Annotated in this window: 24 protein-coding genes; 13 read left to right on the top strand and 11 right to left on the bottom strand. The window is 73.6% G+C overall.

Going from position 1 to position 25,032, the window contains the following annotated elements:
• Nucleotide 1 precedes the first annotated feature (1 nt).
• Entirely contained in the window at nucleotides 2-1,672 is a 1,671-nt protein-coding gene (locus tag QUG92_RS00995; RefSeq protein ID WP_182048025.1) for a sodium:solute symporter family protein, read from the bottom strand.
• 134 nt (nucleotides 1,673-1,806) lie between these two features.
• On the opposite strand from QUG92_RS00995, the gene aroQ reads away from it, so the two are divergent.
• Nucleotides 1,807-2,292, top strand: a complete 486-nt coding sequence (aroQ, locus tag QUG92_RS00990) for a type II 3-dehydroquinate dehydratase (RefSeq protein ID WP_289457300.1) — start codon at nucleotides 1,807-1,809, stop codon at nucleotides 2,290-2,292.
• Between the two features lie 228 nt (nucleotides 2,293-2,520).
• On the opposite strand, the gene QUG92_RS00985 is transcribed toward aroQ, so the two are convergent.
• Nucleotides 2,521-3,117: an NAD(P)H-dependent oxidoreductase gene (locus QUG92_RS00985; RefSeq protein WP_182047786.1), complete on the bottom strand. Its 597-nt coding sequence runs from the start codon at nucleotides 3,115-3,117 to the stop codon at nucleotides 2,521-2,523.
• Between the two features lie 87 nt (nucleotides 3,118-3,204).
• Here QUG92_RS00985 and QUG92_RS00980 point away from each other — a divergent pair, with 87 nt between their 5' ends.
• Complete coding sequence (locus tag QUG92_RS00980) at nucleotides 3,205-3,696, top strand: MSMEG_6728 family protein (protein WP_069712082.1); 492 nt, start codon at nucleotides 3,205-3,207, stop codon at nucleotides 3,694-3,696.
• A gap of 203 nt (nucleotides 3,697-3,899) precedes the next feature.
• Here the strand turns inward: QUG92_RS00980 and QUG92_RS00975 are convergent, their stop codons facing one another.
• The 6 genes from QUG92_RS00975 to QUG92_RS00950 all read right to left on the bottom strand — a co-directional run bounded on the left by QUG92_RS00975 (nucleotide 3,900) and on the right by QUG92_RS00950 (nucleotide 10,046).
• Nucleotides 3,900-4,172, bottom strand: coding sequence for a hypothetical protein (locus QUG92_RS00975; RefSeq protein ID WP_289457298.1), 273 nt, complete (start codon nucleotides 4,170-4,172; stop codon nucleotides 3,900-3,902).
• A gap of 69 nt (nucleotides 4,173-4,241) precedes the next feature.
• Nucleotides 4,242-5,411, bottom strand: a complete 1,170-nt coding sequence (locus QUG92_RS00970; RefSeq protein ID WP_182047780.1) for a cysteine desulfurase family protein — start codon at nucleotides 5,409-5,411, stop codon at nucleotides 4,242-4,244.
• Between the two features lie 7 nt (nucleotides 5,412-5,418).
• Nucleotides 5,419-6,351 (bottom strand): carboxylating nicotinate-nucleotide diphosphorylase, encoded by a 933-nt coding sequence (gene nadC, locus QUG92_RS00965; RefSeq protein WP_289457292.1) that lies wholly within the window; start codon nucleotides 6,349-6,351, stop codon nucleotides 5,419-5,421.
• The gene (locus tag QUG92_RS00960) at nucleotides 6,348-8,021 is read right to left on the bottom strand and encodes an L-aspartate oxidase (protein WP_289457289.1); all 1,674 of its coding nucleotides are present in this window, start codon (nucleotides 8,019-8,021) and stop codon (nucleotides 6,348-6,350) included. Before QUG92_RS00960 ends, nadC begins: the two co-directional genes overlap by 4 nt.
• A 7-nt stretch (nucleotides 8,022-8,028) precedes the next feature.
• The gene (gene nadA / locus QUG92_RS00955) at nucleotides 8,029-9,300 is read right to left on the bottom strand and encodes a quinolinate synthase NadA (RefSeq protein ID WP_289457286.1); all 1,272 of its coding nucleotides are present in this window, start codon (nucleotides 9,298-9,300) and stop codon (nucleotides 8,029-8,031) included.
• 8 nt (nucleotides 9,301-9,308) lie between these two features.
• Nucleotides 9,309-10,046, bottom strand: coding sequence for an NUDIX hydrolase (locus QUG92_RS00950; protein ID WP_289457285.1), 738 nt, complete (start codon nucleotides 10,044-10,046; stop codon nucleotides 9,309-9,311).
• Between the two features lie 130 nt (nucleotides 10,047-10,176).
• Between QUG92_RS00950 and QUG92_RS00945 the strand changes: the two genes are divergently transcribed.
• The 3 genes from QUG92_RS00945 to QUG92_RS00935 all read left to right on the top strand — a co-directional run bounded on the left by QUG92_RS00945 (nucleotide 10,177) and on the right by QUG92_RS00935 (nucleotide 13,395).
• Nucleotides 10,177-10,458 carry an acylphosphatase gene (locus tag QUG92_RS00945; RefSeq protein ID WP_182047772.1) on the top strand — a complete coding sequence of 94 codons (282 nt, stop codon included), beginning with the start codon at nucleotides 10,177-10,179 and terminating at the stop codon, nucleotides 10,456-10,458.
• A 117-nt stretch (nucleotides 10,459-10,575) separates the two neighbouring features.
• Nucleotides 10,576-12,060: an MDR family MFS transporter gene (locus QUG92_RS00940; protein WP_289457281.1), complete on the top strand. Its 1,485-nt coding sequence runs from the start codon at nucleotides 10,576-10,578 to the stop codon at nucleotides 12,058-12,060.
• Between the two features lie 87 nt (nucleotides 12,061-12,147).
• Nucleotides 12,148-13,395, top strand: a complete 1,248-nt coding sequence (locus QUG92_RS00935; RefSeq protein WP_289457279.1) for an FAD-binding protein — start codon at nucleotides 12,148-12,150, stop codon at nucleotides 13,393-13,395.
• 24 nt (nucleotides 13,396-13,419) lie between these two features.
• Here the strand turns inward: QUG92_RS00935 and QUG92_RS00930 are convergent, their stop codons facing one another.
• Nucleotides 13,420-13,911: a 2'-5' RNA ligase family protein gene (locus tag QUG92_RS00930; protein ID WP_289457278.1), complete on the bottom strand. Its 492-nt coding sequence runs from the start codon at nucleotides 13,909-13,911 to the stop codon at nucleotides 13,420-13,422.
• A 174-nt stretch (nucleotides 13,912-14,085) separates the two neighbouring features.
• Between QUG92_RS00930 and QUG92_RS00925 the strand changes: the two genes are divergently transcribed.
• The 3 genes from QUG92_RS00925 (at nucleotide 14,086) to QUG92_RS00915 (ending at nucleotide 16,741) form a co-directional block, all read left to right on the top strand.
• Complete coding sequence (locus QUG92_RS00925) at nucleotides 14,086-15,036, top strand: MetQ/NlpA family ABC transporter substrate-binding protein (protein WP_289457277.1); 951 nt, start codon at nucleotides 14,086-14,088, stop codon at nucleotides 15,034-15,036.
• Entirely contained in the window at nucleotides 15,036-16,076 is a 1,041-nt protein-coding gene (locus QUG92_RS00920) for a methionine ABC transporter ATP-binding protein (RefSeq protein ID WP_289457276.1), read from the top strand. The genes QUG92_RS00925 and QUG92_RS00920 overlap by 1 nt, the downstream gene beginning before the upstream one ends.
• A 65-nt stretch (nucleotides 16,077-16,141) precedes the next feature.
• Nucleotides 16,142-16,741 carry a methionine ABC transporter permease gene (locus QUG92_RS00915; protein WP_083263845.1) on the top strand — a complete coding sequence of 200 codons (600 nt, stop codon included), beginning with the start codon at nucleotides 16,142-16,144 and terminating at the stop codon, nucleotides 16,739-16,741.
• A gap of 298 nt (nucleotides 16,742-17,039) precedes the next feature.
• Here QUG92_RS00915 and QUG92_RS00910 read toward each other — a convergent pair whose 3' ends face one another.
• Nucleotides 17,040-17,816, bottom strand: coding sequence for an endonuclease/exonuclease/phosphatase family protein (locus tag QUG92_RS00910; RefSeq protein WP_083264011.1), 777 nt, complete (start codon nucleotides 17,814-17,816; stop codon nucleotides 17,040-17,042).
• Nucleotides 17,817-17,967: 151 nt separating this feature from the next.
• Entirely contained in the window at nucleotides 17,968-19,380 is a 1,413-nt protein-coding gene (locus QUG92_RS00905; RefSeq protein WP_289457274.1) for an MFS transporter, read from the bottom strand.
• A gap of 154 nt (nucleotides 19,381-19,534) precedes the next feature.
• Here QUG92_RS00905 and QUG92_RS00900 point away from each other — a divergent pair, with 154 nt between their 5' ends.
• From QUG92_RS00900 to QUG92_RS00880, 5 genes are all read left to right on the top strand, one after another.
• Entirely contained in the window at nucleotides 19,535-20,779 is a 1,245-nt protein-coding gene (locus tag QUG92_RS00900; protein ID WP_289457273.1) for an alanine racemase, read from the top strand.
• Entirely contained in the window at nucleotides 20,779-21,639 is an 861-nt protein-coding gene (locus QUG92_RS00895) for an IclR family transcriptional regulator (RefSeq protein ID WP_069713353.1), read from the top strand. The genes QUG92_RS00900 and QUG92_RS00895 overlap by 1 nt, the downstream gene beginning before the upstream one ends.
• A complete protein-coding gene (locus QUG92_RS00890) occupies nucleotides 21,636-22,661 on the top strand; it encodes a sugar kinase (protein ID WP_289457271.1) in 1,026 nt (341 codons plus the stop codon). The genes QUG92_RS00895 and QUG92_RS00890 overlap by 4 nt, the downstream gene beginning before the upstream one ends.
• A gap of 89 nt (nucleotides 22,662-22,750) precedes the next feature.
• A complete protein-coding gene (locus tag QUG92_RS00885) occupies nucleotides 22,751-23,419 on the top strand; it encodes a bifunctional 4-hydroxy-2-oxoglutarate aldolase/2-dehydro-3-deoxy-phosphogluconate aldolase (protein WP_289457270.1) in 669 nt (222 codons plus the stop codon).
• Entirely contained in the window at nucleotides 23,416-25,014 is a 1,599-nt protein-coding gene (locus QUG92_RS00880) for an N-acyl-D-amino-acid deacylase family protein (RefSeq protein WP_289457268.1), read from the top strand. Before QUG92_RS00885 ends, QUG92_RS00880 begins: the two co-directional genes overlap by 4 nt.
• Nucleotides 25,015-25,032 lie beyond the last annotated feature (18 nt).

Below are 25,032 nucleotides of genomic sequence, written 5' to 3'. Positions count from 1 at the left end.
CCTAGAGGAACGGCAGGTAGAGGGCGACGCACAGCACCAGGGCGACGGTGCCGAGCAGGGCGGGCGAGCGGTACCAGGCGGTGTCGGTCGCGACGGCCCCGGCGGTCATGTCGATCTTGCCGACGCCGTAGACCAGGCCGCCGAGCTCCGACACGTCCTTCGGCTTCGTGGCGAGCGAGACGAGGACCCCGACGACGAGCACCGTGACGAACGAGATGATCGCGCCGTACATCGTCTCCGCGGTCGCGGTGGAGAACAGCTTCGGGTTCACCAGGTACGCGACCCACGTGATGGTCGGCGTCACGATGCCGAGCACGTAACCCCAGAGCGCGCCCTGCGTGGTCATCCGCTTCCAGAGCAGGCCGAGGATGAAGACGCCGAAGAGCGGTGCGTTGAAGAACGAGAACAGCGTCTGCATGTAGGTCATGATGTTGCCGGCCTGTGCGGCGAGGAACGCCGTGCCGATGCCGATCACCACGCCGACGACGGTGACCCAGCGGCCGGTCGTCAGGTAGTGCACGTCGGGCATGTTCGGCTTGATGTAGCGCTGCCAGATGTCGTACGTGAAGACGGTGTTGAACGAGGACACGTTGGCCGCCATGCCCGCCATGAACGAGGCGAGGAGGCCCGTCACCGCGATGCCGAGCACACCGGTCGGCAGGTACATCTGGATGAGCTTCGGGATGGCGTCGTTGTAGGTCAGCTCCCCCGAGGCGAACTGGTTGCCGACGACCGCCGCGGCGATGAGGCCGGGGATGACGACGATGAACGGGATGAACAGCTTCGGGATCGCGGCGATGAGCGGCGTCCGTCGGGCGGCGGACATGTTCTTCGCCGAGAACGCCCGCTGCACCTCGGTGAAGTTCGTCGTCCAGTAGCCGAAGGACAGCACGAACCCGAGGCCGAGCACGATGGCGAGCCAGTTCGCCCCGATCGGGTTCGTGACGTCGCCGATGCCGGTACCGGCCCAGGTCTGCAGGTGCTGCACGCCCTGCGTCTCCTTGATCGCCTCGGTGAGGCCGCCCCAGCCGCCGACGCGGTGCAGGCCGACGATCGTCAGCGGCACGAGGCCCGCGATGATCACGAAGAACTGCATGACCTCGTTGTAGATCGCGCTCGAGAGCCCGCCGAGGGTGATGTAGGCGAGCACGAAGGCCGCCGACACGAGGATGGCGAGCCACTCCGGCCAGCCGAGCATCGCCTCGATGACGATCGCCATGGCGTAGAGGTTGATGCCCGCGATGAGGACGTTCGACACCGCGAACGCGATCGCGTTCACCAGGTGCGGCGCCTTGCCGAAGCGGCGGAGCATGAACTCCGGCACCGAGCGCACCTTCGACCCGTAGTAGAACGGCATCATCACGAGGCCGAGGAACACCATCGCCGGCACGGCGCCGATGAGGTAGTAGTGCAGCGTCGCCATGCCGATCTGCGCGCCGTTGGCGGCCATGCCCAGGATCTCGGTCGCGCCGAGGTTCGCGGACACGAACGCCAGGCCCGTGATCCAGGCGGGCATCGACCTGCCGGACAGGAAGAAGTCCATGCTCGTGCGCACCTGGCGCCTGGCCGTGAACCCGATGCCGATGACCACCGCGAAGTACACGATGATCATCAGGTAGTCGACCCAACCCAGTTCGAGCCGGATCCCGTTGGTCGCCGCAGCGAGAACCATGCGATCTCCACATCAGTGTGTTGCAGTCGGCAACTGCGCCGACCCGGACGGAGACGTTACACGCGATGTGACCGTTCACACACCTCGACCGTCGTCCGCCGTCCCGCGTCCGCGCGCTCGGTAGGCTCTCCCCCATGAGCGAGCCGGCCACCGACACCACGACACGCCCGCGGCGGATCCTCGTCCTGAACGGGCCGAACCTCGACGTCCTCGGGCGGCGCGATCCCGCGCAGTACGGCACCGTGACGCTCGCCGAGCTCGAGGCGATCGTGCACACCGAGGCGGCGGTGCACGAGCTCGAGGCCGACTTCCGCCAGACCAACCGCGAGGGCGAGCTCGTCGAGTGGCTGCACGAGGCGCTCGACCACTTCGTCGGCGTCGTGATCAACCCGGCGGCCTACGCCCACACCTCGGTGGCGCTGCACGACGCGGTCGAGGCACTCGACGTCCCCGTCGTCGAGGTGCACCTGTCGAACACGTGGAAGCGCGAGCCGTTCCGGCACGTCGACCACGTGGCGACGGCCGCGACGGCCGTGATCGTCGGCGCGGGCGCCGACGGCTACCGCCTGGCGGTCGCGCACGTGGCGTCGCTCGTCAGCACGGACGCGCAGCCGGAGTGAGCCGCGCCGGACGGGAGGCGCGTGGCGGCCCCGCCACGCGCCTCCCGTCCGGCGCCGCGCACCGGCCGGCCCGCGTGCCGTGAGCCGGCACGAGCCGTCACGCTCGACGCCCGTCGGCGACGGGAACCGACCGCACCGCGACCGGCCGGCGGCGTGTCCTGCCCGCTCGCGCAGGCGGGCCGGTGGCGAACGGCTGGTGGCGTGCGGCCCCCGGCGACAGGTCGGCGGCTAGAAGTCGGCGGGGCGGCGCACGTCGTCGGCGCCGACCGCCGCGAAGCCCCCGCGGACGATCGGCAGCGCGCGACGCACGGCCTGGTCGATCCGCAGCTCGAGGTCGACGCTCGTGATGTCGTAGCCGCCCTCGTGCTTGGTGAAGTCCCGCTCGTTGCCGAACACGCCGAGCGGCAGCGTCGTCGACTGGAAGAAGCCGAACAGGGGACGCATCTGGTGCTCGACGAGCAGCGCGTGCCGGTCGCTGCCGCCCGTCGCGGTCAGGAGCACCGGGGTGTCGACGAGGTCGTACTGCCCCACCCAGTCGAAGAAGAGCTTGAACGCGCCGGAGTACGCGGCGCGGAACGCGGGGCTGCCGACGACCAGGACGTCCGCCGCCTCGACCGCCTCGAGTGCGCGACGGGTGCGCTCGGACATCGCCTCGCGCGACCAGGCCGCACCGAGGTCGGCGAGCAGCGGGCCGATCTCGACGGTCTCGGTTCGGGCGTCCGGCAGGTCCTCCGCCAGCCGCGCCACGGTCGCCGCCACGAGGGTCGACGTCCGCGAGGGGTCCGAGGGGCTGCCGCTGACTCCGACGACGCGTGCTCCGATCATGCGTCCGATGCTCACACGGTGGTCGGGAGCGTGCCCGGGTGTGACGACTTGTGTCGCGTTCCAGCGGCCGCGGGTACCGTCCGGGAGATGCAGACCTTCCTGCCGTACGCCGACTTCCGCGCCTCCGCCGAGGTGCTCGACGACAAGCGGTTGGGGAAGCAACGCGTCGAGACGCTGCAGGTGATGCGCGCCCTGACCCTGCCGGGCTACGGGTGGCAGCACCACCCCGTCACCGCGATGTGGCGCGGCTACCGGCCGGCGCTCATGGCGTACCAGGACGCGACCTGCCGGGTCTGGCTCGAGCGCGGCCACGTCGACACCTGCCTGGAGAAGACGCTGCTCGACCTCGGGCGCGTCCCGGAGGACCTGGCGGCGTACGAACGTGGCGACTACGCCGTGCCGCCGTGGAACGCCGACCCGGCCGTGCACCGGTCGCACCGGTCGAAGCTCGTGCAGAAGGCGCCGGAGCACTACCGGCCGCTGTTCCCGGACGTGCCCGACGACCTCGACTACCTCTGGCCGGGGACGCCCGTGCCCCCGTCGGGTGCGTCCGCGGCACCGCGGCCCGTCGTGGACTGACAGGGGGGTGCGGCGCCGGTCAGGGTCCGGCGCAGCGTCCACGACGGGCGCGGCGTCCGCGACGGGGCGCGACGACAGGGGAACGTCGCGCCCCGCGCGCCGGACGCGGTCAGGGGAACCGCGTCCGGTCAGCAGCACCGTGGGCCCCTCGGGGGTCGGGGCCGTCCGGTGCTGGTCTCGGGTGTCCTACCTTCGGGGGTGTCCTACCCTCGGGGGTGTCCGGTGTCCCCTCGGTAGCGGTCCGACTCGACCGGCGCGGCCATCGGCCGTCGGGGCGCCGTCGGTCGGAGCATCGGGAGCAGTGCGCTGGCGACGGTCGCGAGCGCGCCGACGGCCGCGACGACCCCCAGCGGAGCGGCGCCGAGGTCGTGCTGCGCAGCGAGGGCGAGCGCGACGACGGTCGCGGGTGCCGGCAGGAGCTGGACCACCCGGAAGTGGTCCTCCTGCCCGGTCCGGGTCACGATCACGTCTGCCATGTCCCCATCCTTGCGGACACGACTTGTCGGCAGAAGGGGGGACACGCCCCCAACTGTGGAGTAGAACGTCTAGTACGCCCCGCCGAGCGCTCGGACGGTGTGGACCGCGTCCGCGACCGCGGCGACGACGACCGGGACGTCGTCGTCCGTGAGCTCCGCGTCGAACGTGAGCCGGAGCGCGGTGCGCGCGGTCTCGTCGTCGAGGCCGATCGCCGTGAGGACGTGGGACGCCTCCGCGCTGCCGGCGGCGCAGGCGCTCCCCGACGAGGACACGACGTCGCGCTGTTCGAGTTCGAGCAGCACGGTCTCGCCGTTCACCGCCGCCGGTCCCCCGGGCACCCCCGGGAAGCAGAACGACGCGTGTCCGGGCAGCCGCCGTACGGGCGAGCCGGTGAGCACCGCGCCCGGGACGGTCCCGGTGACCCCGTCGACGATCGCGTCCCGGGTGGCCGTCGCGCGGGCGGACGCCGTGTCGCGCTCGGTCGCCGCGAGCGTCACCGCGGTCGCGAGGGCGACGGCACCCGCGACGTCCTCGGTGCCGGACCGCCTCCCCCGTTCCTGTCCGCCGCCGTGCAGGAGCGGCTCGAGCGGGACCCCGCCGCGGAGCGCGAGCACGCCCGTGCCCTTCGGGGCCCCGAGCTTGTGCCCCGAGAACGAGAGCGCGTCGACGCCGAGCCGGTCGAGCCCGATCGGCAGCCACGGGGCGCTCTGCACGGCGTCGGTGTGGAAGCGGGCGCCGACGTCGTGCGCCACGGCGGCGAGCGCGGGGAGGTCCTGCACGGTCCCGATCTCGTTGTCGGCGTGCGCGATCGACACGAGGGTGGTGTCGGCACGGAGTGCGGCCGCCAGCACCGCCGGCGCGACGAGTCCGTCGCGGTCGACCGGTAGGACCGTGACGCTGAAGCCGTGGTACCGCTCGAGGTACCGGCAGCTCTCGAGCACCGCCTCGTGCTCGATCGCGCTCGTGACGACGTGTCGGCCACGGGGTGCGGCGAGGGCGATGCCCTTCACGGCGGTGTTCGCGCCCTCGGTGCCGCCGGTGGTGAAGACGACCTCGCCGGGACGGCAGCCGAGGAACGCCGCGACCGCGGCCCGGGCGTCGGCGAGCCCGCGTGCCGCGGCGTCGCCCACGCCGTGGGTCGACGACGGGTTGCCGAACACCCCGGTCAGGTACGGCCACGCCGCCTCGAGCACCTCGCGGCGCACCGGCGTGGTCGCGGCACGGTCCAGGTAGAACACGTGCGGGTCAGGCGGGGTCGACGGGGGCAGCGGCGTCCACCCGGACGTCGAGCCCGAGGTCGAGCGCCCGTGCCGAGTGCGTCAGCGCCCCGACGGAGACGACGTCGACGCCGGTCCGGGCGATGCGCCCCACGGTCTCGAGCGACACCCCGCCCGAGGCCTCGACGAGCGCCCGCCCGGCCACGAGCCGCACGCCCTCGACCAGCTGCTCCGGCGTGAAGTTGTCGAGCATGATCGTGTCGACGCCGGCGGCGACCACTGCCTCGACCTGGTCGAGCCGGTCGACCTCGACCTCGAGGTGCACAGTGTGCCCGAGCCGGCGTCGGGCCTCGGTGATCGCATCGCCGATCGCCGTCCCGCCCGCGAGCAGGACCGCCAGGTGGTTGTCCTTGGCGAGCACCGCGTCGGACAGCGAGTTCCGGTGGTTGTGCCCACCGCCGCACCGTACCGCGTAGCGTTCCAGGGCGCGGAGCCCCGGCGTGGTCTTCCGGGTGTCGGCGATGCGCACGCCCGTGCCGGCCACGGCGTCGACGTGGCGCGCGGTCACGGTCGCGATCCCGGACAGTCGCTGGACGAGGTTGAGCGCCACCCGTTCCGCGCGGAGCACGGAGCGCGCCGAGCCGTGCACCGTCGCCAGGACCTGACCTGCGGCGAACGCCGTGCCGTCGGCGACGTGCAGCTCCGTCCGGACCGTCGGGTCGACAGCCTGGACGACCGCCGCGAACACCCCGCCGCCGGACAGCACGCCGGGCTCCCGTGCCGCGAGCACCGCGGTCGAGGTGGCATCGGCCGGGATGAGCGTCTCGCTGGTGACGTCACCCCAGGGCGCGTCCTCCTCGAGCGCCGTCTCGATGACCCGGCGCAGGGCGTGCGGCGGGACGGTCCCGGGGTCGGTGGTGGTGACGGTCGCCGAGACGGTGTCGGGTGCGGTGCTGGTCATGCGGGGACTCCCTGCGGGGTGGTCGTGGTGGTGGCGGCCCGTCGCGCCCGCCCGCCCGGGCGCTGCGCCCGGACCCAGGCGGTGCTGATCGGCGCCGACGGGTCGGTGTCGGGGTGGTCGGTGCGGGCGTGCGCCCCGCGCGACTCGGCTCGTGCCTCGGCGGCCAGGGCCGTGAGCCGCGCCAGGTCGAGCAGCGCCCGGTCCTCGTGGTCGCGGACGGTGCGCGGAGCGGGCGCGACGAGCGCCTCGAGCGCGCGTCGCGCGGTCGCCAGTCCCGCGGCGTCACGGAGCAGGCCGACCCGCTCCGTCATCTCGGTCTGGACCACCCGGCGGACGTCGGTGTCGTCGGTGCCGCGCGCCGCGCCTCCCGGCAGACGGTGTGCCGGACGGGAGGCACGGGGCACGCCCGCCCCGTCCGTCGCGTCGACCTGCACCCGCTGCACGGGCAGCGCCGCGTCACCGCGCAGGCGCAGGCGGGCCGGACGCGGTGCGCCGAGCGCGTCCGCCGCTCGGACGCCGAAGACCAGTCCCTCGAGCAGGGAGTTCGACGCGAGCCGGTTGGCGCCGTGGACGCCGGTGCACGCGGCCTCCCCGACGGCGAGGAGCCCGGGCAGGCTCGTCCGCCCCTCGGCGTCGGTCACGATCCCGCCCATGGCGTAGTGCGCGGCCGGCGCGACCGGGACGCCCTCCCGCGTCCAGTCCCAGCCCGCTTCCCGGACGGCGCGTGTGAGGCCCGGGAAGCGCGCGACCAGGTGGTCGGCGTCGATCCCGGTGGCGTCGAGGAACACGGGCACGCCGCCCTGGTCGCGCACGGCGGCCGCGATCCCGCGGGCGACGACGTCCCGCGGGGCGAGCTCGGCGTCGGGGTGCACCGCGGTCATGAACCGTCGGCCGCTCGCATCGCGGAGCACGGCACCCTCGCCGCGGACCGCCTCGGACACGAGCCCACCGCCCGGCACCGCGAGGCGCGTCGGGTGGAACTGCACGAACTCGAGGTCCGCGACGAGCGCACCGGCACGCCAGGCCGCGGCCGTGCCGTCCCCGGTCGCGACGAGCGGGTTCGTCGTCTCGCGGTACAGGTGCCCCGCTCCCCCGGACGCCACCACGACGGCGTCGGCGGCGATGCGCTGCGGTTCGCCGAACAGGTCGAGGACGTCGACCCCGACGACCGCTCCGTCACGGACGACCAGGTCGGTCAGGCACGTGCGCTCGAGGACGGTGACGTGCTGCCGGTGCAGCGCGGCGACGAGCGTCCGTTCGATCGCCGCCCCGGTGGCGTCGCCGTCGGCGTGCACGACGCGCCAGCGCCCGTGCGCCGCCTCGCGTCCGCGGGCCAGGTCGTCGCCGTGGCGGTCCAGGCTCGCGGGGTCGTCCGTGCGGTCGAACGGCACGCCGAGGGACAGCAGGTCGCGGACCCGCGCCGGACCGTCGGCGCACAGGACGTCGACCGCGCGCCGGTCCGCCGAGGCGGCGGCCGCGACGTGCGTGTCCGCGGCGTGCAGCGCGACCGAGTCGTCGGCCCCGAGGGCGACGGCGACCCCGCCCTGCGCGTACCGGGTCGCACCGTCCGCGAGCAGGCCCTTCGTCACCACGGTGACGTCGTGGCGGACGCTCGCGCGGATCGCGGCGGTGAGCCCGGCGATGCCGGACCCGACGATGACGACGTGCACGGTGGCCCTAGCCGCGCGGCTTCGCGGCGAGCATGCGTTCGAGCGCCACCCGGGCGTCCGCCTGCACGTCGGCCGGCACGACGATCTCGTTGAGGACCTCGCCCCGCACGAGCCCCTCGAGCACCCAGGCGAGGTAGCCCGGGTGGATGCGGTACATCGTCGAGCACGGGCACACGACGGGGTCGAGGCAGAAGATCGTGTGCTGCGGGAACTCGGCCGCGAGCCGGTTCACCATGTTGACCTCGGTGCCGATCGCGAAGGTCGTCGGCTCGGTGGCCGCGGCGACGGTCTTCCGGATCAGGTCGGTGCTGCCGGCGACGTCTGCCGCGTCGACGACGGCCATCGGGCACTCCGGGTGCACGACGACCCGGACGCCCGGGTGCTCGCGCCGCGCCTGCTCGATCTGGTCGACGGTGAAGCGGCGGTGGACCGAGCAGAAGCCGTGCCAGAGGATCACCTGCGCGTCGAGCAGCCCGGCGGCCTCGTTCCCACCCCCGGGCAGGCGCGGGTTCCACATCGGCATCCGGTCGGTGCTGATCCCCATGGCCTTGGCGGTGTTCCGGCCGAGGTGCTGGTCGGGGAAGAAGAGGACCCGCTGGCCCCGCTCGAACGCCCACTCGAGCACGGTGGCCGCGTTCGACGACGTGCACACGATGCCGCCGTTCCGCCCGCAGAACGCCTTGAGGTCGGCAGCGGAGTTCATGTACGTCACCGGGACGACGGGGACGCGTCCGTCGGCGTCGGGTTCCGTGCCGTAGAGCGCGGTGAGCTCGGCCCACGCGGCCTCGACGCTGTCGATGTCGGCCATGTCGGCCATCGAGCAGCCCGCGGCGAGGTTCGGCAGCACGACCCGCTGGTCGTCGCGCGCGAGGATGTCGGCCGTCTCCGCCATGAAGTGGACGCCGCAGAACACGATGGCCTCGGCGTCGGGCTTCGTCAGGGCCGCGTTCGCGAGCTGGAAGGAGTCGCCGAGGAAGTCGGCGTGCCGCACCACCTCGTCGCGCTGGTAGAAGTGCCCGAGCACGACGACCCGGTCGCCGAGCGTCGCCTTCGCCCGCTCGATCCGCTCGTGCAGCTCCTCGTCGCTCGCCCGGCGGTACTCGTCGGGGATGACGCCCTGGCGGGGCGCGGTGGTCGGGATGACGTCGGACATCGACGAGCCCGGGCCGTAGCCGGGCCGGGCGTCGACGTCCCAGGTCGGCATCGCGAGGTCGGGCGTGCAGGTGCTGCCGGCGGCCCGGCCGTTCGAGATGCGGTCGATGGTGGTCGCGATGGACACGGTGGTTCCTATCGGGTCGGGGAACCCGCGGGGAGCGGGGTCGTCAGCGGACCGTTGTCGGCGTACGCCAGGTCGGGGTTCGAGCGGTAGAGCCGTGCGGGTCGGTGCCGACCGCCGCTCGTCGTCTCGTCGGTGGGCAGCACGGCGTCGCCCTGAGCGACCTGCCGCCGGAAGTTCGCCGGGTCGAGCGTGCGCCCGAGCACCGCCTCGTACACGCCGCGGAGCTCGGCCAGGGTGAAGCGGTCGCCGAGGAACGCCTGGGCGATCCGCGAGTACGACACCTTGTTGCGCAGGCGCCACAGGGCGTACGCGACGATGCGGTCGTGGTCGAAGGCGAGGGGCGGGTGCTCGTCGGCGAGGAACCAGCGCACGTTCCAGTCGTCGGGCACCGAGTCGGCCTCGTCCGGGTGCACGAGGGCCCAGTACACGACGGACACGACGCGCGACGGCGACCGGTCGACGTCGCCGAAGGCGTAGAGCTGCTCGAGGTAGCGCGGCTGGACGTTCGTGGTCTCCCGGAGGCGTGCCGCCGCGCTGTCCTCGAGGCCCTCGTCCGGTCGCACCCAGCCGCCCGGGAGCGCCCACGACCCGTCGAACGGCTCCGCGACGCGGCGGACGAGCGGCATCCAGAGCGCGGGCTCGCCGGTGTCGGGGTGCGGGCGGAGGGCGACGATCACGGTGGAGACCGCGACGCGGATCCCGGCGGTGGCGCCGTCGTCGGCGTGCGCGTCGGTGGTGGTCGTCATGCGGAGCTCGTCCCGTGTTCAGGTCATGCTGACCCGAAGTGTTCGGGTTGCTGCGACACTATCACCGGTTTCACGAGGACGAAACAGGACGGCAAACTCCGGGGACAGCAGCACGCCTAGCATCAGCGACATGACGACGGTGACGAGGGTGCACGCCGTGGTGTCGGGATCGGTCCAGGGGGTCGGGTTCCGGTACTGGACGGCCCGGAAGGCGGACGGGCTCGAGCTCGTCGGCTACGCGAGGAACCTGTTCGACGGGACCGTCGAGGTCGAGGCAGAAGGTCCATCCGAGGCGGTCGACGCCCTCATGGCGTTCCTCCGCACCGGGCCGCCGTCCGCCGAGGTCACCGACGTCGCCCTGCGGAGCGTCGTCCCGCACGGGGACGGCGACGGGTTCGCGATCCTGCGCTGACGGGCGTCCACGAACCCGACACCCGGAAGCGGAATACTCGCATCCGTTCAGGTGGTTGCCCTGTCTGCGCCACGCGCGCCCCTCGTCAGCTGCACCCCGATCCACCAGGAGCCCCGCATGACCCAGGCCGTCGATTCCGCACCCCGCACGGGGAGCGTCTCGCAGCCCTCCGCCGGCGAGACCCGACTCGTGATCGGGCTGCTGCTCGTCTCGGCGTTCGTCGTCATCCTCAACGAGACGATCATGGGTGTGGCCCTGCCGCGCCTGATGGAGGACCTCGGCATCTCGGCCGCCACCGGCCAGTGGCTCACGACGGGCTTCCTGCTGACGATGGCGGTCGTCATCCCCGTGACCGGCTTCCTGCTGCAGCGCTTCAGCACGCGGCAGGTCTTCATCGCGGCCATGGCCCTCTTCTCGGCCGGCACGCTCGTCGCGCTCCTGGCCCCCGGGTTCGGCATGCTCCTGGTCGGCCGGATCGTGCAGGCCAGCGGCACCGCGATCATGATGCCGCTCCTCATGACGACCGTGCTCAACCTCGTCGAGCCCGCCCACCGCGGCCGCATCATGGGCAACATCTCGATCGTCATCTCGGTGGCGCCGGCCATCGGTCCGACGATCTCCGGCCTGATCCTCAACGCATTCTCGTGGCGGTGGCTGTTCGGCTTCGTCCTGCCGATCGCCGTCGCGGCGCTGCTGCTCGGTGCCCTGAAGGTCCGCAACGTCACGACGCCGCGGCGCGCGCCGCTCGACGTCCTGTCCGTCGTGCTGTCCGCCGTCGCGTTCGGCGGGATCGTCTTCGGCCTGTCCAGCTTCGGCGAGGCCGGGTCGACCGGGCCGCTCGTGCCGGTCCTGGCGCTCGTCGTCGGCTTCGCCGCGCTGGCGGTCTTCGTCCTGCGCCAGACGCGCCTGCAGCGCACCGACAGCGCCCTGCTCGACCTCCGCACCTTCCGCACCAAGGGCTTCACGGTGCCGATCGTGGCGATGGGCCTGAGCTTCATGGCGATGTTCGGCACGCTCATCCTGCTGCCGATCTACCTCGAGCGCGTGCTCGGGCTCGAGGTACTGCAGGTCGGACTCCTGCTGCTGCCGGGCGGTCTGATCATGGGGCTGCTCTCCCCCGTCGTCGGCCGGATCTACGACCGCCGCGGCCCGCGGGTCCTGCTCGTCCCGGGCTCGATCATCATCAGCGCGGTGCTCTGGGCACTCTCCACCGTCGGCACGGACACGAGCGTGTGGTTCGTCCTCGGCGCCCACGTCGTGCTGAGCATCGGCCTCGCGCTGACCTTCACGCCGCTGTTCACCGCCGCGCTCGGCGGCCTGCCGCCCCGCCTGTACTCGCACGGCAGCGCGGTGCTCGGCACCACCCAGCAGCTCGCCGGCGCGGCCGGGACCGCGCTGTTCGTCACACTCCTCACCGTCGGTGCGGCGACGGCCGGAGCGGACGCCGACGCGGCCGGGGTCACGGCGGCGACAGCCTCCGGCGTGCAGACCGCGTTCCTGGTGGGCGCCGTCATCTCGCTGTTCGGCATCCTGACCTCGTCGCTGGTGCGCCGCCCGGCGACGCCCGAGGGCGCGCCCGCCGGCGCTCCCGCGATGCACTGAGACCACGAGCAGGGCTGCGCACCGGCACAGCCCGACCACGCGCGGCCCACGGTGCCCCGTCGTCGACGACGTGGCATCGTGGGCCGCATGCAGTCGACGATGCCTGAGCTGAACTGGTCCGGTACGGTCACCTACTCGGCGGAACGGGTCGTACGACCGCGCACCGTCGACGAGGCCGCGGAGCTCGTCGCGCGATCCCGCAGGGTGCACGGCCTCGGCACCCGGCACTCGTTCAACGACGTCGCCGACACCACCGGCGTGCTGCTCGACCTGACCGGCATCCCCACCGACCTCGTGGTCGACACCGCCGCCGGCACCGCGACGATGGGCGCCGGCACCCGGTACGGCGTCGTCGCGCCCGACCTGGACGCCGCCGGGGTCGCCCTGCACAACACGGGTTCGCTCCCGCACATCTCGCTCGGCGGCGCGATCGCCACCGGGACGCACGGTTCCGGCACGCGGCTCGGGTCGCTCAGCACGGCGGTGCGGTCCCTGGAGGTGCTCGGGGGCGACGGTGAGCGACGCACCGTCGCGCGCGGCGACGAGGGCTTCGACGGTGCCGTCCTGCACCTCGGGCTGCTCGGCATCGTCACCCGCGTCGAGGTGGACGTCGAACCCGCCTACCGGATGCGCCAGGACACCTACGGCCCGATCCCCTGGGAGCGGTTCGTCGCGAACGTCGCCGACGTGCACGCCGCCGCCTACTCGGTCTGCTCGTACACCGTCTTCGGGGACGAGGTCAGCGAGGTCCTGCTGAAGTCCCGCGTCCCCGACGGCACCGAGGACGTCGCCGTCCCCGACGCCCTGCTCGGCGCACCCCGGTTGCCCGGGCGCCCCGCGGACGGACACCACACCGCACGGGACGGCTCGGTGGGCCCCTGGTGGGACCGGCTGCCGCACTTCCCCATCGACTCGGTGCCGAGCGTCGGGTCCGAGGTGCAGAGCGAGCACTTCGTCCCCCTGCGGCACGCGGCCGCGGCGCTCGAAGCCGTCCGCGGGCTCGCCGACCGGATCCAGCCGCACCTGCACGTCTCGGAGCTCCGGACGATGGCCGCGGACCCGGCGTGGCTCAGCCCGACGCAGGGCGAGGACGTGCTGTGCATCGCGTTCACGTGGAAGAAGCACCCGGACGCGGTCGCGGCGCTGCTGCCCGACCTGGAGGCACGGCTCGCCCCGTTCGGCGGGCGCCCGCACTGGGGCAAGATGAGCTCGCTCGACGCCGACGCGGTCGAGGCGCTCTGGCCGCGGCTGCCGGACTTCCGCCGGCTCGTCGCGGCGGCCGACCCGGACCGGACGTTCGCGTCCGCGTTCGGCGAGCGGGTCCTGCGGACCTGAGCCGGGCCTCCCGGCCGACGCCGCTCACGCGACGGGCGTGACGGTCTTCGTCTCCCCGTCCCAGTGGCGCACCCCGCCGACCGCCAGGGTCTCCGGCAGCGGCGCGGACCGGAGCGCGGCGACCGCCGCGGGCAGGTCGACGTCGCGCACCCGCCGCGCGAACGTGAGGTGCGGCGACCACGCTCCGGGCAGGGACGTCTCGACCGCGCCCGGCGCACCGCGGTGCACCGCGGCGTGGAACGCGGCGAGCGCCGGGTCGACGACCACCGCGCGCACGAGCACCGACCGGTCCGGGCCGGCAGGGAACAGCAGCACGCCGCCCAGCCGCAGGGTCGTCGGGACCGGCACGTCGAACCCCTCGGGCACGGGCAGGTCGTCCCCGGCCGCGAGGGTCACGTGCGGACTGTTCGTCCCGGAACGCCCGAGGCTCGGCAGGTCCGCCGCGGTGAGGGCCTGCCACGCGGCGCGCACGGCGTCGTCGGAGTCGGGGTCGAGGACGAGTTCGATGCTGCGCACGGTCCGAGTCAACCAAGCCGTGCTGCGTCCGGACCTTCCCCGTCAGCGGCTGTGGAGAACCCGCCGTGATGTAACACGGCGGAACGGACTCGTCGCCCGGGGCCGACGCCCGACACACTCGATGACAGGCCGCGGACCACCGCGACCCCACAGCACGGCCCACGAGGAGCACCCATGTCCGCAGCACCCGTCCTGCCCCAGAAGCCGAAGGGCAAGCGCCCCGTCGGCTGGATCATCGCCGCGGCGGTGGTCGTCGTGGCGATCGTCGTCGCCGTCGTCGTGGCCGCCGTCCGCTCGGGCGGGTCCGGTGGGAGCGCCGCCGGCAGTGGCACGCAGGAGACCGTGACGATCGGGGTCGCCGACAAGTCGCTCGGCTACTGGAGCACGTACACGAAGCTGGCGAAGGACGAGCTCGGCGTCACGGTGAAGCTCACGAACTTCTCCGACTACTCGCTGCCGAACCCGGCGCTCAAGGACGGCCAGCTGGACATCAACCAGTTCCAGCACATCCAGTACCTGGCGGACTACAACGTCACCTCGGACGACGACCTGCAGCCGATCGGCTCGACGGCCGTCTACCCGCTGCCCCTCTACGCGACGAAGTACGAGAAGACGAGCGAGCTGCCGGCGAACGCGAAGGTCGCGATCCCGAACGACTCGATCAACCAGGCCCGCGCGCTGCTCATCCTGCAGTCCGCGAAGCTCCTCGAGCTCAAGGACGGTGGGTCCGCGTTCTCGACCACGACCGACATCGAGTCGTCGAAGGTCGACGTCCAGCCGCTCGACGCGTCGCAGACCGCGAACGCCCTGCAGCAGGGCTCCGTCGCCGCCGCCGTGGTGAACAACAACTTCGCCACCGCTGCGAAGCTGCCGACGAGCGACATCATCTTCCAGGACGACCCCGCCAGCGCGAGCGCCGCCCCCTACGTCAACGTCTTCGCCGTGCGGAACGCCGACAAGGACAACGAGACCTACCTGAAGCTCGCCGAGCTGTTCCAGGACAGCGCCGTGCAGCAGGCCTTCAAGAAGGACCTGCCCGAGGCGGTCGCCCGCGACGAGAGCGCCACGAAGCTCCAGAGCGAGCTCGCCGAGGTCGAGCAGGACGCGAAGGCGGCCAAGCAGTAGTGCCGGTCCTCGTCGAACTCCGCGGCGTCTCGAAGCACTACCGCCGCGCCGACACCGGCGAGACCGTGGTGGCCGTCGAGGACGTCTCCCTGGACGTGCACCAGGGAGAGGTCCTCGGCGTCATCGGGTACTCCGGCGCCGGCAAGTCCACGCTCGTCCGGCTCGTCAACGCCCTGGAGCTGCCCACCTCGGGCAGCGTCACCGTCGGCGGCCAGGAGCTCACCGCGATCCCCGAGCGGGACCGCCGTCTGGCCCGCCGGAAGATCGGCATGATCTTCCAGCAGTTCAACCTCTTCCGGTCGCGCACGATCGCCGGCAACGTCGCGTACCCGCTCAAGGTCGCGGGCGTCGGCAAGGAGGAGCGCGACCGCCGCGTGGCCGAGCTCCTGGACTTCGTCGGGCTGCTCGACCGTGCGTACGCCTACCCGGAGCAGCTGTCCGGCGGCCAGAAGCAGCGCGTCGGCATCGCCCGCGCGCTCGCGTCGAACCCCGAGCTGCTGCTCGCCGACGAGGCGACGAGCGCCCTCGACCCGGACACCACGTCCGAGGTCCTCGCGCTCCTGCGCCGCGTCAACCGGGAGCTCGGCGTCACGATCATCGTCATCACGCACGAGATGGACGCGGTCCGGCAGATCGCCGACCGGGTCGCCGTGATGGAGCAGGGCCGCGTCGTCGAGGTCGGTGACGTCTACGACGTCTTCGCCAACCCGGGGACGGGCGCCTCGCAGCGGTTCGTCCGCACTGCCCTGCACGACCGACCGTCCGCCGAGCAGCTCGCCCGGCTGCGCGAGCACCACCGCGGACGGCTCGTCACGGTGCAGATCACCGACGAGGTCGGGCTGCAGAACCGCATCGACGCCGCCTTCCGCGCGACCGGCGTCAGCGCCGAGCTCGTCTTCGGCGGGGTCGGCGAGATCCGCGAGCGGCGCATCGGCTCGCTCACCTACGAGTTGACCGCCGACGACCCGGCGGCGGTGGACCGGGCGATCGGAGCCCTGCGCGACGGACGGGTCACCGTCGACGAGGAGGTGGCGGCGTGAACGGCTTCCAGAGCGTGATCGACACGTCCGACGTGTTCTTCGCCGCGATCCGCGACACCCTCGTGATGACGCTGGTGTCCCTCGTGTTCGCGGGCGTCATCGGGCTCGCCCTCGGGCTCGTCCTGTACGCGACCCGTCCGGGCAACCTGCTCGGCAACCGCGCGGTGTACACGATCGTCAACGTGCTCGTGAACATCGTCCGGCCGATCCCGTTCGTGATCTTCCTGGCCGCGATCGCGCCGCTGTCGCGCGTCGCCGTCCAGACCACGATCGGCGTGCCCGCGGTGACCTTCGCGATCTCGCTCGCGGCGTCGTTCGCGGTGTCGCGGATCGTCGAGCAGAACCTGCTCGCGGTCGACCCGGGCGTGGTCGAGGCTGCGCGGGCATCGGGTGCGCACCCGGTGTCGATCCTGCTGACGGTGCTCATCCCCGAGGGCGTGGGGCCGCTCATCCTCGGCTACACGTTCATCTTCGTGGGCATCGTCGACATGACCGCGCAGGGGGCGCTCATCGGCGGCGGCGGGCTCGGCGAGTACGCGATCGTGTACGGCTCGCAGCGGTACGACTGGTGGATCGTCTACGTGTCGGTGGCGGCGATCGTGGTGATCGTGCAGCTCGGGCAGTTCGTCGGGAACCGGCTGGCGCGGGCGACGCTGCGCCGCTGACGCGACGCGACCGGCCGACGGACGGGAGGCGCGGTGCCGGCTGGCACCGCGCCTCCCGTCCGTCGTCGGTGCGGGTGTCGGCGTGCAGGCCGGTCGCCGGTTGCCGGTTGCCGGTTGCCGTCGGTCCGCGACTCGCCGGCCGTCGGTCGTCGAGGTTCCGCGACTCGCCGCTCGTCCATCGCTGAGGTCCCGTGAACGTCGACGAGGTGTCAGGAGATTCCAGAATTGCGGAACCTTGCGGGGACAGTCGAGCGTGTCGACGCCGGTCTGCCCGGCACCCGGCACCCGGCACCGGGACTCAGGCGGCCGGGGCCTCCGGGACGGCGACGGCGCCCGTCGCGCCCTCGTGCTCGTAGTGGGCCCGCACCAGGATCGGGCGGTGGTCGGAGATGCCCGCCGGGAGCGTCTCCACGCCGGCGATGTGCAGCCCGACGCTCGTCGCGAAGTCGAAGTGGCCCGTGAACTTGCGGTAGCGCAGGTACGTCGGCTGGTCGGAGAGCGACAGGGCGAAGCCGTGCTCCTCGATCTTGCGACGCAGGTTCGTCTGGAACCACGGGTAGTTGAAGTCGCCGACCATGATCGCCGGGGCCTCGGCCGACAGCTCGCGGACGAACTGGTGCGCCGCCTCGATCTGCTTGCGTCGGAGCGAGTTCGTCGCGGTCAGCGGCGAAGCGTGGAACGACGCGACGATGACCTCGGTGTCCGCCTGGGTGTCCCGGAGGCGCATCGCGATGAGCCGCTCGTGCGCGGGCGCGAGGACCCGGTCGTGCAGCGACTTCTGGAGCGAGTGGATGCTGAAGTCCTCGACCTCGAACCGGTCGTCGCGCTTGTAGATCGCGAGTCCGAGGCGGTTCGCCTTGGTCGAGGCGGCGAGCGAGAGACCGGCGACGCTCGGCGCGAGGTCGTTGCTGTCGCACTCCTGCACGCAGATGACGTCGGCCTGGGAGGCCTCTGCCAGGGCGGCGAGCTCGCTGTTCGCGGTGTGCTCGCGGAGGTTGTAGCTGACGACGCGCAGCTCGGTGGGTTCCACGGCGGTGTCGTCCGCGATCGATCCCTGCTGCTGTGGCCCGGCCATGCTGCCTTCCGTCCTGGGTGTCTCGGTCACCCTGCCGCGGCAACCGTACTCGGCGGTCGCGGGCAGTTCCTGTGACGGTAGCGCACGGCGGGTTTCGTGCGTGTGACCACGGCACGAACGGTCGTCGCGCGGCTCGGCCGCGGGCGACCGGTCAGCCGGCGACGCGCCGCACCCGGGCCGCCGGTCGCACGGTCTCCCCCGCCGTCCGGCTCATCAGGACCCCCTCGACGCAGGCCACCACGAGCAGCACCACGATGACCCAGAACGCCACGTCGTACGGTCCGGAGCCGCCGAGGCCCGAGGCCGCCCGGATGGCCACGGCTGCGACGGCGACCCCGAACCCCGCCGCGACCTGCTGCAAGGTCGACGACAGCGTGTTCGCGGGGGTCATGTCCGCCTGCTCGACGTCGGCGAACGCGATCGTGTTGTACGCCGTGAAACCGACGGACCGTGCGGCACCGCTCACGACGAGCAGCACGGCGAGGAGCCAGAACGGCGTGTCCTCGGTCAGGAACACCATCGCGACGACGCTGAGCGCCGCGACCGCGCTCGACACGACGATGACCGGCCGGTACCCGAACCACCGGAGGAACGGGGTCGTCATCGGCTTGATGCCGAGGTTGCCGACGAACACCCAGAGCACGGCGGAACCGGCGAGCACGGCGCTCCACCCCCAGGCGTCCTGGAAGAGCAGGGGCAGCACGAAGGGCACCGCGGACACCGCGAGGCGGAACAGGCTGCCGCCGGCGTGCGAGACCCGGAACGTCTCGAGCCGCAGGGACTCGAGCCCCATGATCGGGTGCGGCGCGCGGCGGAAGTGCCGGACGGCGGCCCAGCAGCACACCGCGCCGACGACCCCGGAGACGATCACCGCGACGAGCGGGATCGTGTCGAGGGCGAGCAGCGAGGCCATCACGACCAGGGACCCGAGGCCGAGGCACGCCAGGAGCGACCCGCGCCAGTCGAACGGCACCCGCTCGGCCGCACGCTCCTGCGGCACGAGCACGAGCGCGGCGACGAACGCGACGACGCCGAGCGGGATGTTGACGAGGAAGATCCAGTGCCAGCTGAGGGTGTCGACGAGCACCCCGCCGACGAACGGCGCGATGATCGGCGCGGCGAGCGCGGGCCAGGTGAGGATCGCGATCGCGGTGACGAGCTGCTCGCGCCCGGCGCCGCGGAGGACGACGAGCCGGCCGACCGGCACCATGAGCGCGCCGCCGAGCCCCTGGAGGACGCGCCACAGCGTCAGCTCGACGAGCCCGGTGGACGCCGCGCAGAGGGCGGACGCCACGGTGAAGAGCGCGATGGCCCCGGCGAACACGGTGCGCGACCCGATGCGGTCGGTCAGCCACCCGCTCACGGGGATGAACACGGCGAGCGTGACGAGGTACGCGGTGATGGCGACGCCGATCGCCGCGGAGTCGACCCCCAGGTCGCGGCCCATCGCCGGGGCCGCGGTGGCGAGGATGGTGCCGTCGAGCAGCTCCATGAAGAAGGTGCCCGCCACGAGCACGGCCACCGCCGTGCTGCCCGGTCGTCGTGTCGTCGTCATCGTCATCATCAGGTCGAATGCTATGCCCGCTCGGTTTCCGCCCGCGCCCGCAGCACACGACGCCGACCGCCGTTCTGCAGCGCACAATGACCAGGAGGACGACGTTGCCCGACCGACCCCGTCACCGGGAGCGTTGCCCCACCGCGACCACGCAGGAGGACCGATGACGACCACCCCCGCGGACGACCGCCCCACCACGGCGACCCGCGTGCCCGGCACCGTCACGACGAAGGGTGCGCCGGACCCCGCCGCCCCCGCCGTCGGCCGTCACGTGCTCGACCACGCGCACCTGCCGGCGATGACCCTGCGCCAGTCCGCGCTGGAGCACAACACGACCGTCGTGCAGGCCTACGCCGATCGGCACGGCCTGCTGCTCGCGCCGCACATGAAGACGCACATGGCCCCCGCCCTCGCCGACCGGCAGGTGCGTGCCGGCGCGTGGGGCGTCACCGTCGCGTCGGTGCAGCAGGCGATGGTCGCGTGGGCACACGGGACACACCACGTCCTCGTCGCCAACGAGGTCCTCGACCCGGCCGGCCTCGCGTGGCTCGCCTCCCGCCGCACCGAGGACCCGACCGCCGACGTCCTCTGCAACGTCGACTCGGTCGCCGGCGTCGAGGCCGCCGCCCGCGCCCAGCGCGACGTCGACGGCAACGTGCACGTCCTCGTCGAGGTCGGCTTCCCGGGCGGACGCACCGGCGTCCGAACGGCCGACCAGGCACGCGCCGTCGCCCGGGCGGCCGTGGACGCCGGGCTGACGCTCCGCGGGGTGACCGGGTACGAGGGCGGGCTGCCCGACGTCGACACCGCGCGGGACTGGGTGACGGAGGTGCTCGCGGTCGCGGTGGAGCTCCGTCCGCTCGTCGCGGCGGACCGGGCGCTCTTCAGCATGGGCGGGAGCGCCTGGTTCGACGGCGTGGTCGACGCCGTCGCGGACCGGCCGGACGACGTCGACGTGCTCCTCCGCTCCGGTGCGTACCTCACCCACGACGACGGGTTCTACGCCGAGCGCACCCCGTTCCGCCGTCGACCGGAGGAGGGCTCGCTCCGCCCCGCGATCGAGGTCTTGGGCCGAGTCACGTCGTGCCCCGAACCGGGTCGGGCCCTCGTCGCCGTCGGCAAGCGCGACGTCTCCTTCGACGAGGGCCTGCCGGTGGTGCGCGGGATCCGGCCGGGAGGCACGGCACACGACCCGCAGGTCGTCCCGCCTCCGGGGGCGGTCACCGTCACCCGCCTCGACGACCAGCACTGCTACCTGACGCTGGCGGACACCGCGCCCGGGCTGACGCCCGGCGACGTCGTCGTGCTGGGGGTCTCGCACCCCTGCACGGTGTTCGACAAGTGGCGGCAGGTGCAGCTGCTCGCGGACGACGACACCGTCACCGACACGATCGCGACGTGGTTCTGATGGCGACCGACCACCGTGCGGGCACGACCCCTCCCGAGGAACCGCCGGCCCGGAACGCGGCACTGTCGCTGCGTCGCGGTCTCCGGGTGCTCGACCACGTCGCGGAGCGCACCCGGACCGGTGCCGTCTCGGTGTCGCTCGGCGAGCTCGCCGCGACGCTCGGCACGGCGAAGTCGACCGTGCTGCGACTCACCGCGCCGATGGTCGAGACCGACCTGCTCCGCCGCACGCCGGACGCCGGCTTCACGCTCGGTCTCGGTGCGCTCCTGCTCGGGCAGAGCTACCTCGAGGGCATCGACCTCCGCACCGCGGCCGCGCCGTTCCTCCGCCGGACCGCGGAGGCGACCGGGCTGACCTGTCACCTCGTGGTGCCGGACGGCACGGACATCGTGTACGTCGACAAGGTCGAGACCCGCGGCACGGTCCGCATGGGCTCCCGCGTCGGGAACCGACTGCCGATGCGCAACACGGCGTCCGGCAAGGCCATCGTGGCGTTCGGCGACCCGGACCTGCTCGGTGCGGTGCTGGCGGTCCCCGTCGAGGCGACGACCGAGCAGACGATCACCGACGACGACCGCTGGGTGCGGGAGGTCGACGGGACCCGCGCCCGCGGCTACGGCATCGACGACCGCGAGAACGAGCCGGGCATCCGGTGCGTCGCCGCGCCGGTACTCGACCACGCGAACCAGGTGGTCGGCGCGATGAGCATCTCCGGTCTGGCGTCGCGGTTCCCGGCAGCGGCCGTCCGCGAGGCCGGCGACCGCGTCGTCCGGACCGCGCTCGAGATCTCGGTGGCGCTCGGGTCGTCGTCGGCGCGGCTCGCGCTCACCCGCACGGCGCCGGTCGGAGCCGCCCGGTGACCCGCGACACCGCGGCCGGCGTGCTGACGCTCGGCGAGACGATGCTGCTGCTGTCCGGCACCGGCGTCGGCGAGGTCGGCGACCTCGACCACCTGCGCATCGGCACCGGCGGGGCGGAGAGCAACGTCGCGATCGGCGTGGCGCGCGCCGGGGTCCGGGCCACCTGGGTCGGGCGCGTCGGCGCCGACCCCGCCGGCGACCGGGTCGTGCGCGACGTGCGGGGCGCCGGTGTCGACGTGGTCGCCGTCGTCGACCCCGACCGCTCGACCGGGCTGATGATGAAGGAGCGGCTCGCCGACGGGCGGACGCGCGTGACCTACCACCGGCGCCACTCGGCCGGGTCCGCACTCACCCCCGACGACGTCCCCGCCGGCATGGTCGAGCGGGCGGCCCTCGTGCACCTCAGCGGCATCACCGTCGCGCTCTCCGACAGCGCGCGGGAGACGGTGCGCTCGGTCCTGGACCGCGCCGAGGCCGCCGGGGTCCCGGTGTCCTTCGACGTGAACCACCGCCCGAAGCTGCTCGACGCGGCCACCGCACGCGAGCACTACCTCGCCGTGGCGCGACGTGCCGCCGTGGTCTTCGCCGGCGACGACGAGGCACACCTCCTCCTCGGCGCCGACCCGCAGGCGACGGACCCCGACCCCGCCACGGACGAGGACCTCGCCCGGCGGCTCGCCGCGCTGGCGGGCGGCCGAGCGGTCGTGAAGCTCGGCTCGCGCGGGGCGGTCGCGGCCGTCGACGGCCGGACCACGCGACGGGCGGCGACGCCGGTGCGGGTGGTCGACCCGGTCGGGGCCGGCGACGCCTTCGTCGCGGCCTGGCTCGCGGCGACGCTCACCGGGGCGACACCGGACGACGCGCTCGACCGGGCGGCCGACGCCGGAGCCCTCGCCTGCACGGTCGACGGCGACTGGCGGTCCCCCGACCACCCACCCACGCGGGACGGGCGCGGCGACGACGGGCGCGTCCACGAGTGGCCCGGCGTCGACCCGGGCGTGCACGACCGCGTCGACCGCTAGCCCGACGACGACCACCGCCGACGACGACCACAGACGCGACCGACCCGCACCCGCACCCGCACCCGCACGAACCCCGAGGAGCGCGCACCATGACCGACACCCGTCCCACCACGCCGGCCGGCACGCCAGGGCCGGACCACCGCGCGCGGCACGCCGCCGGGCCCGCCGTCGCGGTCCTCCGAGGCGGCACCGGCGAACACGTCGAGGCGGTCATCGCGACCCTGCTCGAGGCCGGGGTGCGCGCGATCGAGCTCACGACCAACACCCCGCGGTGGCGCGAGGGAACCGCCTGGGCCGCGCAGCAGCACGGCGCCGCGGTCTCCGTCGGCGTCGGCACCGTGCTCGAGCCGGGCCAGGTCGACGAGGCCGCCGACCTCGGTGCGACGTTCGCCGTGAGCCCGCACCTCGACCCGGCGATCGGCGCCCGTGCCCACGAGCGGGGGCTCGGCTGGTACCCGGGCGCGGCGACGCCGACCGAGATCGTGCACGCCTGGCGGCTCGGCGCGCGGGCGGTCAAGGTGTTCCCCGCGGCGCAGCTCGGCGGCCCGGCGTTCCTCCGCCAGGTCCTCGCGCCGCTCGACTTCGTCGACGTCGTGCCGACCGGCGGGATCGGGGTCGACGACGCCGCCGACTACCTCGACGCCGGCGCGGTCGCCGTCGGCCTCGGCTCACCGCTCGTCGGCGACGCCCTGACCACGGGCGACCTCGTCGCCCTCCGGTCGCGGGCGGAACGGCTCGTCGCCGGACTGGCGCGATGAGCCGCCCCGTCGTCCTCCGCGGCGGATCCGTCGTCGGCGCGGACGGACCGGTGCGCTCCGACGTGCTCGTGGACGGCGGGCGGATCCTCGCGGTCGGCCCCCGGCTCGCGGTGCCCGAGGATGCCGACCGGCTCGACTGCGGCGAGCGCGTCGTCCTGCCCGGCGGGGTCGACGCGCACTCCCACGCCGGGTCGCGGGTGTTCGACGCGGACGTGCAGGAGGCGCTGCTGCGGCAGGGCGTGACGACGATCGTCACCGGCCAGGACGGGGTCGGACCGGCACCGGGCGACGGTACGTGGGCGGACCGGTACTTCGCGGCGATCGACGGCCCGCACCCGCGGTACACCGGCGGCGGGATCGCCGGCCTCCTCGCGACGTACGACGGTACGACCCCGGTGAACGTGGCGACGCTCGTGCCGGCCGGCACCGTGCGGCACGAGGTCGTGGGCGACGAGGACCGCCCGGCGACGGCCGCCGAGACCACGGCGATGCGCGGACTCGTCCGCAGGGGGCTGGACGAGGGTGCGGTCGGGCTCGCCAGCGGGCTCGACTACGTGCCCGGGCTGTACGCCGACACCGAGGAGCTCGCGGCGCTCTGTGCCGAGGTCGCCGCCGTCGACGGGCTCTACGTCACCCACATGCGCGGCGGGTACGAGGCGAACGTGCGGGTCGGCCTCGACGAGGTCGCGGCCATCGCCCGGACGAGCGGTGTCCGCGCGCACGTCTCGCACCTGCACGCACCGGTCGACACGGCCCTCGGCGCGCTCGCGGACCTGGCGGCGGACGGCGTCGGCCTGTCCTTCGACGCCTACCCGTACTCGCGCGGCTGCACGATCCTGTCGATGCTGCTGCTCCCGGCGGCGCTCGCCCGCCCCGGCACCGACGACCTCGCCCGCGCGGTCGCCGACGACGCCGGACGCGACCGGGTCCGGACGGCCGCACTCGACCGGGTGCTCGGCCGCGCGGACCTCGGTGCCGGCTGGGCCGAGCAGGTGACGCTGTCACACGTCCCGTCGCCGGCGCACCACGCCCTGCAGGGCCGGACCCTCGCCGAGGCGGCCGCCGCGACCGGCACCACCCCGGTCGACCTGGCGATCGACGTGCTGGTCGCCTCCGCGCTCCAGGTGACCGCCGTGATGCGTGTGCCGCACCCGCGCACCCCCGAGGACCTCGCGCCGCTGTTCCGGCACCCGGGGCACACGGCGGGCTCCGACGGAATCCACGTCGGCACCCACCCGCACCCGCGGGCCGCCGGGACCTTCGCGCGGTACCTCGGCGACTTCGTCCGCGCCGGACTGCTGTCGTGGCCGGAGGGACAGCGGCACCTCGCCACGACCGCGGTCGAGCGGTACCGGCTCGGCGACCGCGGCGTGGTGCGACCGGGTGCCGTCGCCGACCTCGCCGTGGTCGACCCGCAGCGGGTGACGGCACGGTCGACCTACGAGGACCCGACGCGGACGGCGGTCGGCGTCGACGACGTCCTGGTCGCCGGCGTGCCGGTGCTCACCGGCGGTGCCCTGACCGGGGCGACCCCCGGCACCGGACTGCGGCGCTCCGGATCGGGAGCGGCCGGCAGCGGCACCGGGGGTCGGTGAGGTTCCGCTCAGGAGGCG

It is taken from the genome of Curtobacterium citri (genome assembly GCF_030362955.1).
GTDB lineage: Bacteria > Actinomycetota > Actinomycetes > Actinomycetales > Microbacteriaceae > Curtobacterium > Curtobacterium citri.
This window is presented reverse-complemented; position numbering and strand designations above follow the sequence as displayed.

Excerpts from the sequence above, each read along its gene's own strand:
- QUG92_RS00995 (WP_182048025.1), bottom strand. The coding sequence starts at position 1,672 with ATGGTTCTCGCTGCGGCGACCAACGGGATCCGGCTCGAACTGGGTTGG.
- aroQ (WP_289457300.1), top strand. The coding sequence starts at position 1,807 with ATGAGCGAGCCGGCCACCGACACCACGACACGCCCGCGGCGGATCCTC.
- QUG92_RS00985 (WP_182047786.1), bottom strand. The coding sequence starts at position 3,117 with ATGATCGGAGCACGCGTCGTCGGAGTCAGCGGCAGCCCCTCGGACCCC.
- QUG92_RS00980 (WP_069712082.1), top strand. The coding sequence starts at position 3,205 with ATGCAGACCTTCCTGCCGTACGCCGACTTCCGCGCCTCCGCCGAGGTG.
- QUG92_RS00975 (WP_289457298.1), bottom strand. The coding sequence starts at position 4,172 with ATGGCAGACGTGATCGTGACCCGGACCGGGCAGGAGGACCACTTCCGG.
- nadC (WP_289457292.1), bottom strand. The coding sequence starts at position 6,351 with ATGACCAGCACCGCACCCGACACCGTCTCGGCGACCGTCACCACCACC.
- QUG92_RS00950 (WP_289457285.1), bottom strand. The coding sequence starts at position 10,046 with ATGACGACCACCACCGACGCGCACGCCGACGACGGCGCCACCGCCGGG.
- QUG92_RS00945 (WP_182047772.1), top strand. The coding sequence starts at position 10,177 with ATGACGACGGTGACGAGGGTGCACGCCGTGGTGTCGGGATCGGTCCAG.
- QUG92_RS00940 (WP_289457281.1), top strand. The coding sequence starts at position 10,576 with ATGACCCAGGCCGTCGATTCCGCACCCCGCACGGGGAGCGTCTCGCAG.
- QUG92_RS00935 (WP_289457279.1), top strand. The coding sequence starts at position 12,148 with ATGCAGTCGACGATGCCTGAGCTGAACTGGTCCGGTACGGTCACCTAC.
- QUG92_RS00925 (WP_289457277.1), top strand. The coding sequence starts at position 14,086 with ATGTCCGCAGCACCCGTCCTGCCCCAGAAGCCGAAGGGCAAGCGCCCC.
- QUG92_RS00915 (WP_083263845.1), top strand. The coding sequence starts at position 16,142 with ATGACGCTGGTGTCCCTCGTGTTCGCGGGCGTCATCGGGCTCGCCCTC.
- QUG92_RS00910 (WP_083264011.1), bottom strand. The coding sequence starts at position 17,816 with ATGGCCGGGCCACAGCAGCAGGGATCGATCGCGGACGACACCGCCGTG.
- QUG92_RS00905 (WP_289457274.1), bottom strand. The coding sequence starts at position 19,380 with ATGATGACGATGACGACGACACGACGACCGGGCAGCACGGCGGTGGCC.
- QUG92_RS00900 (WP_289457273.1), top strand. The coding sequence starts at position 19,535 with ATGACGACCACCCCCGCGGACGACCGCCCCACCACGGCGACCCGCGTG.
- QUG92_RS00895 (WP_069713353.1), top strand. The coding sequence starts at position 20,779 with ATGGCGACCGACCACCGTGCGGGCACGACCCCTCCCGAGGAACCGCCG.
- QUG92_RS00885 (WP_289457270.1), top strand. The coding sequence starts at position 22,751 with ATGACCGACACCCGTCCCACCACGCCGGCCGGCACGCCAGGGCCGGAC.
- QUG92_RS00880 (WP_289457268.1), top strand. The coding sequence starts at position 23,416 with ATGAGCCGCCCCGTCGTCCTCCGCGGCGGATCCGTCGTCGGCGCGGAC.